The organism is Xenorhabdus indica (assembly GCF_014467235.1).
Taxonomy (GTDB): Bacteria; Pseudomonadota; Gammaproteobacteria; order Enterobacterales; family Enterobacteriaceae; genus Xenorhabdus; species Xenorhabdus indica.
Window position 1 is genome coordinate 214,095 of record NZ_NKHP01000002.1, and the last position, 14,682, is coordinate 228,776.

At 43.7% G+C, this 14,682-nt stretch carries 12 protein-coding genes; 8 read left to right on the plus strand and 4 right to left on the minus strand.

All coding sequences use genetic code 11. The annotated features are described in order from the left end of the window. The first annotated feature begins 156 nt into the window (after positions 1–156). Entirely contained in the window at positions 157–3,066 is a 2,910-nt protein-coding gene (gene rapA, locus Xind_RS02595) for an RNA polymerase-associated protein RapA (protein ID WP_187649407.1), read from the plus strand. A 245-nt stretch (positions 3,067–3,311) separates the two neighbouring features. Next, complete coding sequence (rluA, locus tag Xind_RS02600; RefSeq protein ID WP_047679341.1) at positions 3,312–3,965, plus strand: bifunctional tRNA pseudouridine(32) synthase/23S rRNA pseudouridine(746) synthase RluA; 654 nt, start codon at positions 3,312–3,314, stop codon at positions 3,963–3,965. A gap of 53 nt (positions 3,966–4,018) precedes the next feature. Here rluA and djlA read toward each other — a convergent pair whose 3' ends face one another. Further along, positions 4,019–4,828 carry a co-chaperone DjlA gene (gene djlA / locus Xind_RS02605; protein WP_047679339.1) on the minus strand — a complete coding sequence of 270 codons (810 nt, stop codon included), beginning with the start codon at positions 4,826–4,828 and terminating at the stop codon, positions 4,019–4,021. A gap of 200 nt (positions 4,829–5,028) precedes the next feature. Here djlA and lptD point away from each other — a divergent pair, with 200 nt between their 5' ends. The 6 genes from lptD (at position 5,029) to apaH (ending at position 11,773) form a co-directional block, all read left to right on the plus strand. After that, complete coding sequence (gene lptD, locus Xind_RS02610; RefSeq protein WP_047679337.1) at positions 5,029–7,374, plus strand: LPS assembly protein LptD; 2,346 nt, start codon at positions 5,029–5,031, stop codon at positions 7,372–7,374. A gap of 67 nt (positions 7,375–7,441) precedes the next feature. Continuing rightward, the gene (gene surA / locus Xind_RS02615; RefSeq protein ID WP_047679335.1) at positions 7,442–8,743 is read left to right on the plus strand and encodes a peptidylprolyl isomerase SurA; all 1,302 of its coding nucleotides are present in this window, start codon (positions 7,442–7,444) and stop codon (positions 8,741–8,743) included. Beyond that, positions 8,733–9,725: a 4-hydroxythreonine-4-phosphate dehydrogenase PdxA gene (pdxA, locus tag Xind_RS02620; RefSeq protein ID WP_187649459.1), complete on the plus strand. Its 993-nt coding sequence runs from the start codon at positions 8,733–8,735 to the stop codon at positions 9,723–9,725. The genes surA and pdxA overlap by 11 nt, the downstream gene beginning before the upstream one ends. Continuing rightward, positions 9,718–10,533 (plus strand): 16S rRNA (adenine(1518)-N(6)/adenine(1519)-N(6))-dimethyltransferase RsmA, encoded by an 816-nt coding sequence (rsmA, locus tag Xind_RS02625; RefSeq protein ID WP_047679331.1) that lies wholly within the window; start codon positions 9,718–9,720, stop codon positions 10,531–10,533. Before pdxA ends, rsmA begins: the two co-directional genes overlap by 8 nt. Positions 10,534–10,568: 35 nt before the next feature. After that, positions 10,569–10,946: a Co2+/Mg2+ efflux protein ApaG gene (gene apaG, locus Xind_RS02630; RefSeq protein WP_187649408.1), complete on the plus strand. Its 378-nt coding sequence runs from the start codon at positions 10,569–10,571 to the stop codon at positions 10,944–10,946. Positions 10,947–10,948: 2 nt separating this feature from the next. Beyond that, on the plus strand, positions 10,949–11,773 hold the full coding sequence (apaH, locus tag Xind_RS02635) for a bis(5'-nucleosyl)-tetraphosphatase (symmetrical) ApaH (RefSeq protein WP_047679327.1): 825 nt from the start codon (positions 10,949–10,951) through the stop codon (positions 11,771–11,773). 75 nt (positions 11,774–11,848) lie between these two features. Here apaH and folA read toward each other — a convergent pair whose 3' ends face one another. The 3 genes from folA to Xind_RS02650 form a co-directional block, all read right to left on the minus strand. After that, on the minus strand, positions 11,849–12,334 hold the full coding sequence (gene folA / locus Xind_RS02640) for a type 3 dihydrofolate reductase (protein WP_187649409.1): 486 nt from the start codon (positions 12,332–12,334) through the stop codon (positions 11,849–11,851). Positions 12,335–12,632: 298 nt separating this feature from the next. Then, entirely contained in the window at positions 12,633–13,910 is a 1,278-nt protein-coding gene (locus tag Xind_RS02645) for an insecticidal delta-endotoxin Cry8Ea1 family protein (RefSeq protein ID WP_047679323.1), read from the minus strand. A gap of 104 nt (positions 13,911–14,014) precedes the next feature. Continuing rightward, positions 14,015–14,446, minus strand: coding sequence for a hypothetical protein (locus Xind_RS02650; protein WP_047679321.1), 432 nt, complete (start codon positions 14,444–14,446; stop codon positions 14,015–14,017). Between the last annotated feature and the right edge of the window lie 236 nt (positions 14,447–14,682).

Here is a 14,682-nt window from a genome sequence, read left to right on the forward strand (position 1 = left end):
TCCGAAAAAAGTGATGAAAGGTGTCACTGAAACGAGTCAGAAAAGCTAGTCATAAAAACTAACCCTATCGATAACCAATGATGATCGATATCCAACAAAAGCAGCCATCCTGCAACCATAAATAACATTATCTAACAGAAAACTGAGCCAAAATTTATGCCATTTACTCTTGGTCAACGCTGGATAAGCGATACAGAAAGCGAACTTGGATTAGGTACAGTCGTGGCGCTTGACGCGCGCATGGTAACGCTGCTTTTTCCAGCCAGCGGAGAAAACCGCCTCTACTCACGCAATGATTCCCCTATTACCCGTGTTATGTTTAATGTAGGTGATACCGTGACCAGTCACGAAGGCTGGAAACTCAAGATCGATGAAGTTCAGCCAGAGAATGGCCTACTGATCTATGTCGGTACTCGTTTAGATACTGAAGAAGAAAATGTCAGCCTGCGGGAAGTGTTTCTGGATAGTAAGCTGACGTTTAACAAACCACAAGATCGCCTGTTTGCCGGTCAGATTGACCGAATGGATCGCTTTGCGTTGCGCTTCCGTGCCCGTAAGCATCAAAGCGAACAATTTCGTCTGGCAGAGAGTGGACTGCGTGGTATTCGTGCCAGCTTGATTCCTCATCAGTTACATATTGCCAACGAAGTCGGCAAGCGTCATGCTCCCCGCGTATTATTGGCAGATGAGGTCGGCTTGGGTAAGACCATCGAAGCCGGGATGATTATTCATCAACAATTGATGGCTGGCCGTGCAGAACGTGTATTGATCATTGTGCCAGATAGCCTCCAGCATCAATGGCTGGTGGAAATGCTGCGCCGTTTCAATCTGCGTTTCTCCCTGTTTGATGATGACCGTTATGCCGAAGCTCTGCACGATAGCGATAATCCATTTGAAACAGAACAATTGGTTATCTGCTCTCTGGATTTTGTTCGCCGCAACAAACAGCGCTTTGAGCATCTGCTGGAAGCAAGTTGGGATTTGATGGTCGTAGATGAGGCCCATCATCTGGCATGGAGTGAGCAAGCGCCAAGCCGTGAATATCATGTTATCGAGCAATTGTCAGAGCAAATTCCATCTGTACTGCTGCTGACCGCAACGCCAGAGCAATTGGGGCAGGAAAGCCATTTTGCCCGTTTGCGTCTCCTCGATCCGAATCGTTTCCACGATTATCAGGCTTTTATCAATGAACAACAAAAGTACCGCCCAGTTGCTGATGCGGTAACTCTGTTACTATCCGGCGAGGTACTAAGCAATGACCAGCAAAACCTGATTGTTGAACTGATCAGTGAGCAAGATATTGAACCTCTGCTGAAAGCGGCTAACAGTAACCAGGATGAAGAGAGTGAGAACGCCCGCCGTGAGTTGATCTCTATGTTAATGGATCGCCACGGCACCAGCCGCCTGCTGTTTCGTAATACCCGTGGTGGCGTGAAAGGCTTCCCGCACCGTGAACTGCACGAAATTAAGCTGCCATTGCCAGCTCAATATCAGACTGCCATTAAAGTGTCTGAAATTATGGGGGCAAAAAAATCGGTAGAAGCACGCGCCAAAGATATGCTTTATCCAGAGCGGATCTATCAGGAGTTTGAAGGCGAAAACGCGACCTGGTGGAACTTTGACCCTCGTGTGGAATGGCTGCTTGGCTTCCTGCTGGCAAATCGCGATGAAAAAGTGCTGGTGATCTGCGCCAAAGCACAAACCGCTCTGCAATTAGAACAGGTTCTGCGTGAACGTGAAGGTATCCGCAGTGCAGTATTCCATGAAGGACTCTCCCTGCTGGAGCGCGACCGTGCCGCTGCTTACTTTGCTTCTGAAGAAGAAGGAGCACAAGTGCTGCTCTGTTCTGAAATCGGTTCCGAAGGTCGTAACTTCCAGTTCGCTAATCAGCTCGTGATGTTCGATCTGCCTTTCAATCCTGATTTGCTGGAACAACGTATCGGTCGTCTGGATCGTATTGGTCAAAGCCGCAATATCAAGATCAGCGTTCCTTATCTGGAAAGCACCGCGCAATCTGTCCTGCTGTGCTGGTATCACGAAGGCCTGGATGCTTTTGAACACACCTGCCCGACAGGCCGTTCCATCTATGACAAATATTATGAAACATTGTTGAACTTCCTTGCCAAACCCAATGAGCAAACAGGCTTCCAAGAGTTTATTACCGAATGTCGCGAACACCACGAGAAACTCAAACAACAATTGGAGCAAGGCCGTGACCGTCTGCTGGAGATGAATTCCAACGGTGGCGAGCAAGGACAAAAACTGGCTGAAATTATTGCCGCACAGGATAATAATACTGATCTGGTGAATTTTGCTCTGAATCTGTTTGATATCATTGGTATTAATCAAGAAGACCGCAACGATAATATTATCGTCCTTAATCCCTCTGATCACATGTTAGTGCCTGATTTCCCAGGGTTGCCGCAGGATGGATGTTCTGTCACGTTTGATCGTGAAAAAGCGCTGTCCCGTGAAGATACGCAATTCTTAAGCTGGGAACACCCAATCATCCGTAATGGTTTGGATCTTATCCTGTCAGGAGATACCGGAAGCTGTGCTGTTTCTATCCTGAAAAACAAAGCACTGCCAGTTGGCACACTGTTGGTTGAGTTAATTTATGTTGTCGAAGCTCAGGCACCGAAACATCTGCAATTAACCCGTTTTCTGCCGCCAACACCATTGCGCTTGTTGATGGATCTGAAAGGCACCAACCTGGCATCTCAGGTAGAGTTTGAAGGTTTTAACCGTCAGTTGAATGCCATCAACCGCCATAATGCCAGCAAGTTGGTTAATGCAGTTCAAAAAGAAGTTCATGCTATTTTGCAACAATCTGAGCCCTTGATTGAGCAACAGGCGCGTGAATTGATCGAAAAAGCGAAAAAAGAAGCTGATGAAGTATTGTCCGCTGAGTTGTCACGTCTGGAAGCATTAAAAGCGGTTAACCCGAACATCCGTGATGATGAGCTGGAAGCGATTAAGTCTGAGCATAAACATTTACTGCTGAACCTTGATCAGGCAAACTGGCGTCTGGATGCTATCCGCCTGGTCGTAGTATCTCACCAGTAAATAACTATTGACCGGCAACTGACGATCAATCACGGCTCATTAATAAGTCGTTATCAATAACACTTATTTTGCAACTAAGGGATATCCTCAAAGAGATATCCCTTAGTTTTTTACTTACTGTTGTCTTATCCGTTTGATCTTGGGTCAGTTCACGTTATTTTGATCTCACACCCTCAATCATATACTGCTAGAATGCGCCCCGTTATTTTTCTGAGCAAATTTTTTCCGAACCCATTGGAGCTACTATGCTGGAGTCTTATAATCCCCCAACTGACCCTTGGTTACATGTGCTTTATCAGGATGAACACATTATGGTTGTCAATAAACCGAGCGGGTTGCTTTCTGTGCCGGGTAAAGCAGAGGAGCACAAAGACAGTATCATGACGAGGATCCAGGCTGAATTTCCAACCGCAGAATCTGTTCACCGATTGGATATGGCAACCAGTGGTATCATGGTGGTTGCATTAACCAAAGCGGCAGAGCGTGAACTCAAACGGCAATTCCGTGAGCGTGAACCGAAAAAAGTCTATATCGCACGCATTTGGGGAAAATTGGAACAGGAACAAGGGCTGGTTGATTTACCGCTGATCTGCGACTGGCCAAACCGACCAAAACAAAAGGTCTGCTTTGAAACGGGAAAATCGGCACAGACAGAATATCAGGTACTTGAATATGAAGCTCAGGCAACCCGCGTCAGACTGGCTCCTATCACTGGACGCTCCCATCAGCTTCGCGTACATATGTTGGCACTGGGAAATCCTATTCTGGGAGATCGGTTCTATGCCCATCAGCAGGCCAGGGAACTGGCCCCCCGCCTGCAATTACATGCTCAGGAGCTATCGATCACTCATCCGGCCTACAGCTCTCCAATGCATTTTGAGTGTAAGGCTGACTTCTGATTGCGGCTATTTATCTTCAATGACTACGATTTATTTTTTATTGGCAATAACGATTACTTGAAGCCTTTCTCTTTTTTAATCAAATCGTAAGCGGATTGAATAGACTGTGTTTTTTGTTTGGCAATTTCCATCATTTCTGGTGGTAAACCTTTTGCCACCAGCTTATCGGGATGGTGTTCACTCATCAGTTTCCGATAAGCCCGTTTAATCGTTGTAGCATCATCATTTTGGTTAACACCCAACACCTTACACGCATCTTCCAACGTCGCCCGTTGTTGACCAGGCCCCTGATAATGACCATGCTGCTGGTATTGTCCGCCGAAATGGCGTCCCCCTTCCATCATGGCAAGAAATTGTTCAAATTGGATGCGGGAAATTCCCAGTTCTTCCGCGATCACAAACAGCACTTTTCTTTCATTCGGATGCAGCTCACCATCAGCAAATGCAGCTTGAAGCTGAATTTCGAGAAACATTCTGACCAGATCAAAGCGTCCAAAGCAGGCTCGACGAAGTTGTCTCAATGTCTCACGCAGTGGAAATTCAGGATGTTTACCTTCGCGAAATGCCCGCTGCGCTGCAATCCGTGCCTCACCATGCAGTTGCATTCTATCCATAAGCTGACTGGCTAGCTGGATATCCGTTTCAGTCACCCGACCTTTCGATTTGGTCAGATGTCCCAATATCTGAAAGGTACTACGGAAAAACAGTGCTTGTCGGGATGGATTTTTGGCTGGCGTTCCCTGATTGCGTATTCTGATTTTGTCAAGAATGTGCCCTAGCAATACCCCAATAACAATGCCCCAGAAACCGGCACCAGACGCAATACCAAATATTAACCCTAATAATTTTCCCCAATACTGCATATACTCTTCAATTCCTCAATGCCCTGAGCGAAATTTTGCATTATCATACTGTTCATCATTATCATACTATTCATTAAGCTCTGTGCCTAACAGCAAGATTAGTGATATTTAACTTTACTCTGGCGCATATCTATCAAGTGCGTTAGTCTCTCAGCGTTTGTCGGCGTGATGCCACTGATGATGGAACCGCATAAGCATCTATGAATAAAAGTTACCCCACTTTGCTAGCCACTATGGTATGGGCAGCACTTTACAGTCAGCAAGCACACGCTGACCTTGCAGCACAGTGTATGCTGGGCGTCCCTGTTTACGACAAACCCATTATTACAGGGGACCCTAATAAACTCCCGATTCATATTCAGTCTGATGATACCCATGGTGAATATCCCACCGCGGTTGAATTTGTCGGCAATGTAGATATCCAACAAGGCAACAAAACGCTGACAGCCGACAGAGTCAGGTTCGAACAAACAGAAGAGTCAGTTCCGGTACGGACTATTACCGCCACAGGGAATGTCAGATATGATGACCCCCAAATTATCCTGAAAGGACCACGAGCCTGGTCTAACTTAACCACCAAAGACACAGACGTGGAACAAGGCAAGTACCAAATGGTCGGCCGTCAGGGACGTGGCAACGCTGATAAGATGATGCTGCGCAATGAAAACCGCTATACCATTTTAAATAATGGAGTATTCACTTCCTGTCTGCCGGGCAATGATAGCTGGAGTGTTGTGGGTTCAGAAGTCATTCTGGATCGTCAGGAAGAAGTGGCTGAGATTTGGAATGCTCGATTCAGAGTTGCCAATGTCCCCGTATTTTATACCCCTTACCTGCAACTGCCGATTGGTGATAAACGCCGCTCTGGTTTTTTGATCCCTAATGCCAGTTTTTCCAATAAAAACGGCATCCAGTTCTTGTTACCCTACTACTGGAACATTGCCCCTAATTATGATGCGACCATTACTCCACATCTGATCAGCAAACGTGGGCTTAAGTTTAATAATGAATTCCGTTACTTAACCAAAGCAGGTTCGGGAACTGTCGCATTGGATTGGATTGGTAATGACCGCCTGTACGCAGATGATAAAAAATTCAATCTCAGACCTGAACGGGACAGCAACAACCGCTGGTTATTTTACTGGAACCACAGCGGTGTCATGAACCAGGTTTGGCGTTTCAGTGCCGAATATACTAAGGTCAGCGATCCTCACTATTTTACTGATTTCAATTCTCAATACGGTACTAGTACTGACGGCTATGCGACACAAAAATTCAGTATTGGTTATGCGCAACAGAACTGGAATGCAACCTTAACAACCAAGCAATTTCAGATTTTTACCGCCAGTGATAGCAGAAAAGCTTACCGTGCGACACCTCAGTTGGATCTGAATTATTATAAGAATGATTTGGGGCCATTTGATTTCCGTACTTATGCGCAATTTGCCAAATTTACCAGCGTAGGCAAAGATCAGCCAAATGCAATTCGCTGGCATCTGGAACCATCCATTAATCTGCCGCTTTCCAATCACTGGGCGAGCCTCAATAATGAAGTTAAGTTGATGGCAACCTATTACCAGCAAGATATTCCTGCTGCTCAAAAAAATTCTCAATTAGAAAAATCAGCAAGCCGCGTTCTGCCACAATTTAAATCGGATGCGAAGATGGTGTTTGAACGCGCCATGTCTTTTAATCCGGCTTATACCCAGACACTGGAACCTCGCGTCCAGTATCTCTACGTTCCTTATAAGAGCCAGAATCACATTTACAACTATGATTCTTCTTTGCTGCAAGCCAACTATACTGGCTTGTTCCGTGACCGTTTCTACAGTGGTCTGGATCGCATTTCATCAGCCAACCAGTTTACAAGCGGTATCACTACCCGCATCTATGATGAAGATTTAGTTGAACGTTTTAGTCTGTCTGTAGGTCAAATCTATTACTTTGAAGCTCCGCGAGTTAAAGATATAGAGCCTACTCAGGCCAGCCAAGGTACCGTTGGTACTAAGAAAAGAACAGGGCCTACAACCTGGGCTGGTGATGTTGAATGGAAAATCAGCTCATCATGGGGATTCAAAGGTGGAGTTCAGTACGATACCCGCCTGAGCAAAGTCGCAATGGGTAATTCGGTAGTGGAATACCGACGTGATGCTGACCGTCTGATACAATTAAACTATCGCTTTGTTGATCGCGATTATATCCAGGCCACCCTCAGGAGCGCTCCGGCATACCAGCAGGGCATTTCTCAGGTAGGTATGGTAGGAAGTTGGCCGTTAGGTGATCGTTGGGCGCTCGTGGGAGCGTATTACTACGATACTAAAGAAAAGCAACCTGCCAGCAAGATGGTTGGTATGCAATATAGTACCTGTTGCTGGGCTGTAAATGTCGGTTATGAACGTAAGATCGTAAACTGGAAGAACAACCAAAGTGAATATGACAACAAATGGTCACTCAATGTTGAACTCCGTGGCTTAAGCAATAATTACAGTTTAGGTAGCCTGAAGATGCTGCAACAAGGTATTTTGCCTTATCAACGTGCTTTCTGATACCAATTAAACACAATGTAAACACAATAACCCCGTCTTATGGCGGGATTGATATGATGGGAAACATATGAAGAACTGGAGAACGATTATTCTCGGGTTGATGTTTGCAATGAACACTGCCGCAATTGCAGCTCCGCAGGAACTCAATAAGGTTGCTGCCATTGTTAATAACGATGTCGTACTGGAAAGTGACGTCAACAACCTTTTAGAATCCGTTAAAATCAACGCAAAACAAGCTGGTCAACAAATACCAGATGGGAAAGCATTGCGTCACCAGATCCTTGAACGTCTGATTATGGATGACATCATTCTGCAAATGGCAACACGGATGCAGCTTTCCGTCCCTGAAAAGGACGTGGATTCTGCTATCGAAAATATTGCTGCGCAGAATCATCTGAGCGTTGCTCAACTGAAACAACGTCTGGCTACGGACGGTATGAATTTCGATACCTACCGCAATCAAATCCGCAAAGAGATGTTGATTGCAGAAGTACGTAATAACGAAGTACGCCGTCGTGTTTCTATCCTGCCACAAGAAGTTGATTCTATAGCTAATCAGCTCAGTAGCCATGATAATCAGAATACTGAATTGAATATCAGCCAAATTTTGATCCCTCTGCCAGAAAATCCGACGCCTGCTCAGGTCGAAAAAGCAGAAGCTACTGTAAACAAAATTTTGTCTGAACTTAAGAGCGGCAGCGATTTCGGTAAACTGGCTATCACCTACTCCAGCGATACACAAGCCTTAAAAGGCGGCAATATGGGCTGGAACAAATTACAAGAGCTGCCATCACTATTTGCTGAAAAACTCCAGCCAGCTCAGAGAGGACAGGTGATTGGCCCAATCCGTTCTGGTGTGGGTTTTCACATTCTGAAAGTGAATGATATCCGTGGCGGCAATGCATCCGTTGCAGTTACTGAAGTCAATGCTCGTCATATCCTGCTAAAAACATCACCTGTTATGAATGATGATCAGGCCCGCGATAAATTGAGACAGATCCGGGAAGAGATCTTAAGCGGCAAAACTACCTTCGAAAAAGCAGCAAAAGAGTATTCTGAAGATCCGGGTTCTGCCCTGCGTGGCGGTGAACTAGGCTGGAATTTACCAAGTACTTATGCTCCTGCTTTTCGCGATGCTTTGGTTAAACTCCAGAAAGGTGAAATCAGTCAACCCGTTCACTCTTCTTTCGGCTGGCATTTAATCCAATTGCTGGATACCCGCAAAGTAGACAAAACTGATGTTGCACAAAAAGATCGTGCCTACCGATTACTGTTCAACCGTAAATTTAATGAAGAAGCGCAAACCTGGCTCCAGGAATTACGCGCCTCCGCTTATGTGAAAATTTTAGATGGCAGCGATGCACAATAATAAACCCATCATTATTACCCCCGGCGAACCAGCCGGGGTTGGTCCTGATTTAGTTATTGCCCTTGCACAATTTGAATGGCCTATCCAACTGGTTGTGTGCGCCGATCCTGAGCTTATGCTTTCTCGTGCCAGGCAACTGAATCTTCCACTGCAATTACAACCTTATGCTCCTGAACACTCATCTTCCTCACAGCCTGCCGGAACACTGACCATTCTGCCCGTTTCTCTCCATACTCCGGCTATTGCTGGCGAATTAAACCGAGAAAATGGTAGTTATGTCACAGAAACACTGGCAAAAGCCTGCGATGGTTGCTTGAATGGCAAGTTTTCAGCACTGGTGACAGGCCCGGTTCATAAAGGCGTTATCAATGATGCAGGGATAGCCTTCACCGGACATACTGAATTTTTTGCTGATCTTAGCCAATGTTCAAAAGTCGTTATGATGTTGGCGACAGAAGAATTACGGGTAGCATTGGCGACAACACATTTGCCCATTTTGGACGTTCCTAAAGCGATTACCTTTGATTCTCTGCGGGAAGTGGTGACTATCCTCAACCATGACCTGAAAACCAAATTCGGTATCCAGCGCCCTCATATTTATGTTTGTGGCTTAAATCCTCATGCTGGTGAAGGTGGACATATGGGGCGTGAAGAGATAGATGTAATTATTCCGGCATTAGACAGCTTAAGGGAAGAAGGTATTTGGCTGGAAGGCCCATTGCCTGCCGATACTCTGTTTCAGGCAAAATATCTGGATCATGCTGATGCTGTGCTTTCTATGTATCACGATCAGGGGCTGCCCGTGTTAAAATACCAAGGTTTTGGCAGGGCCGTGAATATTACTTTGGGGCTGCCATTCATTCGAACTTCTGTCGATCATGGCACAGCATTGGAGCTGGCAGGGACAGGTCAAGCTGATGTGGGAAGTTTTATCACCGCATTGAATTTAGCAATTAAAATGATACAAAACAGTAATGAATAATAAAGTCCACCAAGGGCATCATGCCCGTAAACGCTTTGGGCAAAATTTCTTAACCGACCAGTTTATTATTGATAGCATTGTCGATGCTATGAATCCACAGCCTGGGCAGGCTATGGTAGAAATTGGGCCGGGTCTGGGAGCCCTGACCGAACCGGTCGGTGAGCGTATGGATAAATTGACTGTCGTCGAACTTGACCGTGATCTGGCGGCTCGTTTACACGTCCATCCCAAATTGAAAGACAAGCTGACTATTATTCAGCAGGATGCCATGACCGTTGATTTTGGTCAGATTGCTAAAGCGCAAGGGCAGCCTCTGCGTGTATTTGGTAACTTGCCCTATAACATCTCTACTCCGTTGATGTTTCATCTTTTCAGCTATACTGATGCTATTGCTGATATGAATTTTATGTTGCAAAAAGAAGTAGTGAATCGTCTTGTTGCAGGGCCTGGCAGTAAAGCCTACGGGCGTTTAAGTGTAATGGCGCAGTATTACTGCCACGTAATCCCTGTTCTTGAAGTACCACCTACAGCATTTACCCCGGCTCCAAAAGTGGATTCAGCCATCGTACGGTTAATCCCTCATAAGCTTATACCTTATCCGGTTCAGGATATTCGCAAGTTAGCCCGGATCACCACCCAAGCATTTAATCAACGACGCAAAACTATCCGTAATAGCCTGAGTGATCTATTTTCAGTTGAACAGCTATCTGAGTTGGGAATCGATCCGAGCACACGAGCTGAAAATATTTCGGTCGAACAATACTGTAAGATGGCTAACTGGTTATCGTCTCAACCTGAAACGGTCTAATTACCGAACATCCGTTGCAGTAACAGGAGGCAGCTATGCTCAACGAACCAAGAGTTTATATTCAAGTTCAAAGCACTTACGTAGAAAGCCAATCAGAGCCGGAACGGCAACGTTTTGTGTTTGCTTATACAATATCAATTCGCAATCTTGGGCATTTCCCGGTGCAACTCATTAGTCGTTACTGGCGTATTACCAACAGTAATGGTCACCAAACAGAAGTTCAGGGAGAAGGGGTTGTGGGAAAACAACCTATAATCCCACCCGGAACGGAATATCGCTACAATAGCGGAACTGTTCTTGAAACACCTTTGGGGACAATGGAAGGTCACTATGAGATGATTGATCACAGTGGTCAACCGTTTCGTGCGATTATTCCGGTGTTCCGATTGGCTATTCCAACACTGATAAATTAACTATGGCTACATACCTTATCGGCGATATTCATGGCTGTTATCGTGAGCTGATTGCGCTCTTACAACAGGTCGATTTTCATCCTGACAAAGATACGTTATGGCTAACGGGGGATTTAGTCGCCCGTGGCCCTGATTCACTAGCTGTTCTGCGCTATGTTAAACAGCTTGGTTCCGCCGCTAAGCTGGTTTTAGGCAATCATGATCTGCATTTGCTGGCTGTGTATAACAAGATCAGCCGCAATAAATCCAAAGATCAATTGGATGAGTTGCTTGCTGCTCCAGATATTGATGAGTTAGTTAATTGGTTAAGAAAACAGCCGGTATTACAGATCGATGATGAACTTAAGCTGGTCATGACACATGCAGGGCTGACCCCGCAATGGGATCTGGATACAGCCAAAATGTGTGCCCGTGAAGTGGAAGCGATTCTGTGCAGTGACAGTTATCCCCTGTTTCTTAACGCTATGTATGGTGATATGCCCAATAGCTGGTCACCCAAATTAAGTGGATTAACACGGTTGCGCTACAGTACTAACGTATTAACACGAATGCGCTATTGTTTCCCGAATGGCCAGCTAGATATGATTTGCAAATCTAAACCTGAAAATGCGCCAGCTCCACTGAAACCCTGGTTTGAATTACCACGCAATATCCCTGAGGATTATTCCATTGCGTTCGGACACTGGGCGGCACTCGAAGGTCGGGGGACGCCTGCCGGTATCTATGCTTTGGATACAGGTTGTTGTTGGGGAGGCAAACTGACTCTTTTACGTTGGGAAGATAAGCAGTATTTCAGCCAACCAGCCTTGGTTATAGCTTCAGATTGATTAGACTCGTGATATTTAGATAATGCCGGAGTGTCTTTTGACACTCCGTATCTCAAATCTGATTGGCAAATAAGATCACTTACGCCGTTCTAGAATCTCAAAACAGTAGCTATGTGAGTTATGTTCATCTGCATCATGGTATTCGGTAAAGATCGAGTTCCATTCATCTGGTTCATAATCAGGGAAATGAGTATCACCAATCACTTCTGCATCAATATGTGTCAGATACATGCGGTTAGCCAGAGGAATAAATTGTTCATAAATTTTACCTCCGCCTACCACCATCACTTCCTCAACATCACCTGCCGCAGCCAATGCTTCTTCGACTGAGCTTACCCAAGTTATACGATCGTCACTGGCTGGCTGACGGCTGATTATGATGTTCAGACGCCCCGGTAAAGGGCGACCAATCGATTCATAAGTTACCCTTCCCATTACAATCGGTTTTCCGAGTGTATTACGTTTAAACCAGGCTAAATCGCCCGGCAAAGCCCACGGCATGGTATTTTCCATACCAATAACTCGATCCATAGCCATCGCAGCAATCAAGCTGATATTCATTAAGTCACCTTACAGGCATGTAGTATAAAAACTGTGGACACTATACGGAAAGGGGTAGTGACAGTCGATAAAATTAGCAATTTATTCAGAACAAATAATTAGCCTATACATCTAATAAATTTCAAGTTGTATCGCAACAACGCAACAATAAAGTAAATTAGCCTTTATTTAGAATAGGAAAGATTACCCCTGGTCACATCAATAACGATGTGACCAGGGGACTCTTTGCAACTAAACAACAACCTGGAACTAACAGTAAATTGCAACCAAACTACGATTCTAATTCTATTAACAAATATTATTTTTTGTCGGCCATCATATGATATGAAACGGCAATACCTGCGGCTTGACCAGCAAGTGAAGGCTCATCGCTGGCCAAGTAAATTCCCGCAATATAGTGATGATCAACAGCATATTTTCTGTATTTTTTCGCGTAACGCTCACCAATACGCAATAAACGCCCATCACTCAACTTAAATAATGCCTCATCAACAGCACCATTTCCCCATACTTCCAAGCTCTCGATAACACTATCATTTAGTTCAATTGAATTTGTTTCTGAGGTCACCGTACCAAGTGTATAAGATGAGCCATTGGTAAATGTAATTTTAATACCACCAACTCTAGGTGCATTCCCAATTCTTTGTACATATCCAATTATGGATTGTATTTTATTGTATTTCCCATTAATTAAAGATGGCTTGAAAGGCTCCTGCATTGCATCGTCTTCTGTAAGAGCCTGAATTCTCATTTTATTAGTCGGACGATCAAACACTGTCGAATAACTGATAGTTTTAGGATAGAAACCACTTTCAAGGCTATTATTCTGTATATGCTCAATTAACTCAATACACTCCAAACCGTGTAATAAACAATATCCCCTTACAGATAATAAATTATTAGTGACACTCCCTGCTGTTGATGTGTTTATAGCATCGTTATATTCATTAGTATACATCGTATGAATATAGTTCTTGGCCTTACCTACTAATTTGTCGATAAGTTCTTTTAATTCATTGACTTCAATATCTGTCAGCCCAATATCTTTTTTCTTCTCTATTCCCATTTTCCAATAAGGGATCTGTAACATAATAGTATTAGTATACATTGGGAGAATCTGGTAATTTGTTCTATTATCAAAAGATTTGAATTTTTCATCTATACTCACCAGATATCTTGCCAGGAACATATATGCATCATGACTTTCCTGACTACCCGGCGAGTTTTTCAGCATAGATTCTACATGTTCCATTTTCCCTTTGATCTCTTGTATTTCTCCATTAAGTATTCCTTTAATGGTTTGTAGAACAGCATTCTCTATCATCTGCTCTACTTTTTGGAGAATTTGCTCCCAAGTATTGTCTTTCTGCTGAGGCCAAAATAGTCCTAACAGGAAGGATAATGCCGGACCCGGACCTGGAATAAATCCTATGCCACCAATAATAGCATCCTTTATGATTGACGACATATCCCATTCATAATCAGGGGTGGATACTGCATAAAGATCCATAGGCATTACGTCAGTCAGTAAAGGCGATGTTTCATTTTCAGATACAGTAATAGGTGTGGTATTCATAATATTATTTTACCTTAATACCTTAATTAATCTGTAGTTAAACAATAGCTTAATTGAATATTTCTTAAGTTAAAATCCATTGATTATAAATAGATTTTATATCATTATTTATTATATCCAGTAACAAAGGCCCGTTTATCGGTGTCATTATAAATGACGACTTTGCTGTAATATAAAGAATTACCAGGTGCTTTTAATATTCCATCCTCTCCTGCTTTCACTGTGATAGAGGAAGATTCGAACCATTCTGATGTGAAAGAATGAGACCAATAAAAAACAGCCCTAACTGTTGGTGCAGGGCCGGAGTTGGCTACATAGTAATCTGGACGTGTTTCAGGAATAATAGGCGTGTCAATTCTTGTTGCCTGCACAGAAGAATGTGGTTCTATTGTGATATCACTATAATTACTGACTGTAAGGGGTTCTGATGCTGGTGTATTTGGACCGTAAGTTGTCGATACTGGAGTAGGTTCATTATTACTATTTGTAATGGTAATACCATTAACACCGTTTGTATTTATATTTATTGTGATCATAAAATTCTTTCCTATTATTAATGAGTGGTTAAAATATGATTTCTCATTTGTAGAATATTAACTATTTTTATTTCCATGGTTTTTCATATATCATTATATAATTATAGGGTTATCTATAATTATGAATAGTTTCTCCTTACAGTTAATCATTTATTTTATTAGTGGATATTGAACCTATATGTTTTTGCCGCGGGTATTCTAAACATATTGTTAAGCAATATGAAATATAAAAAATG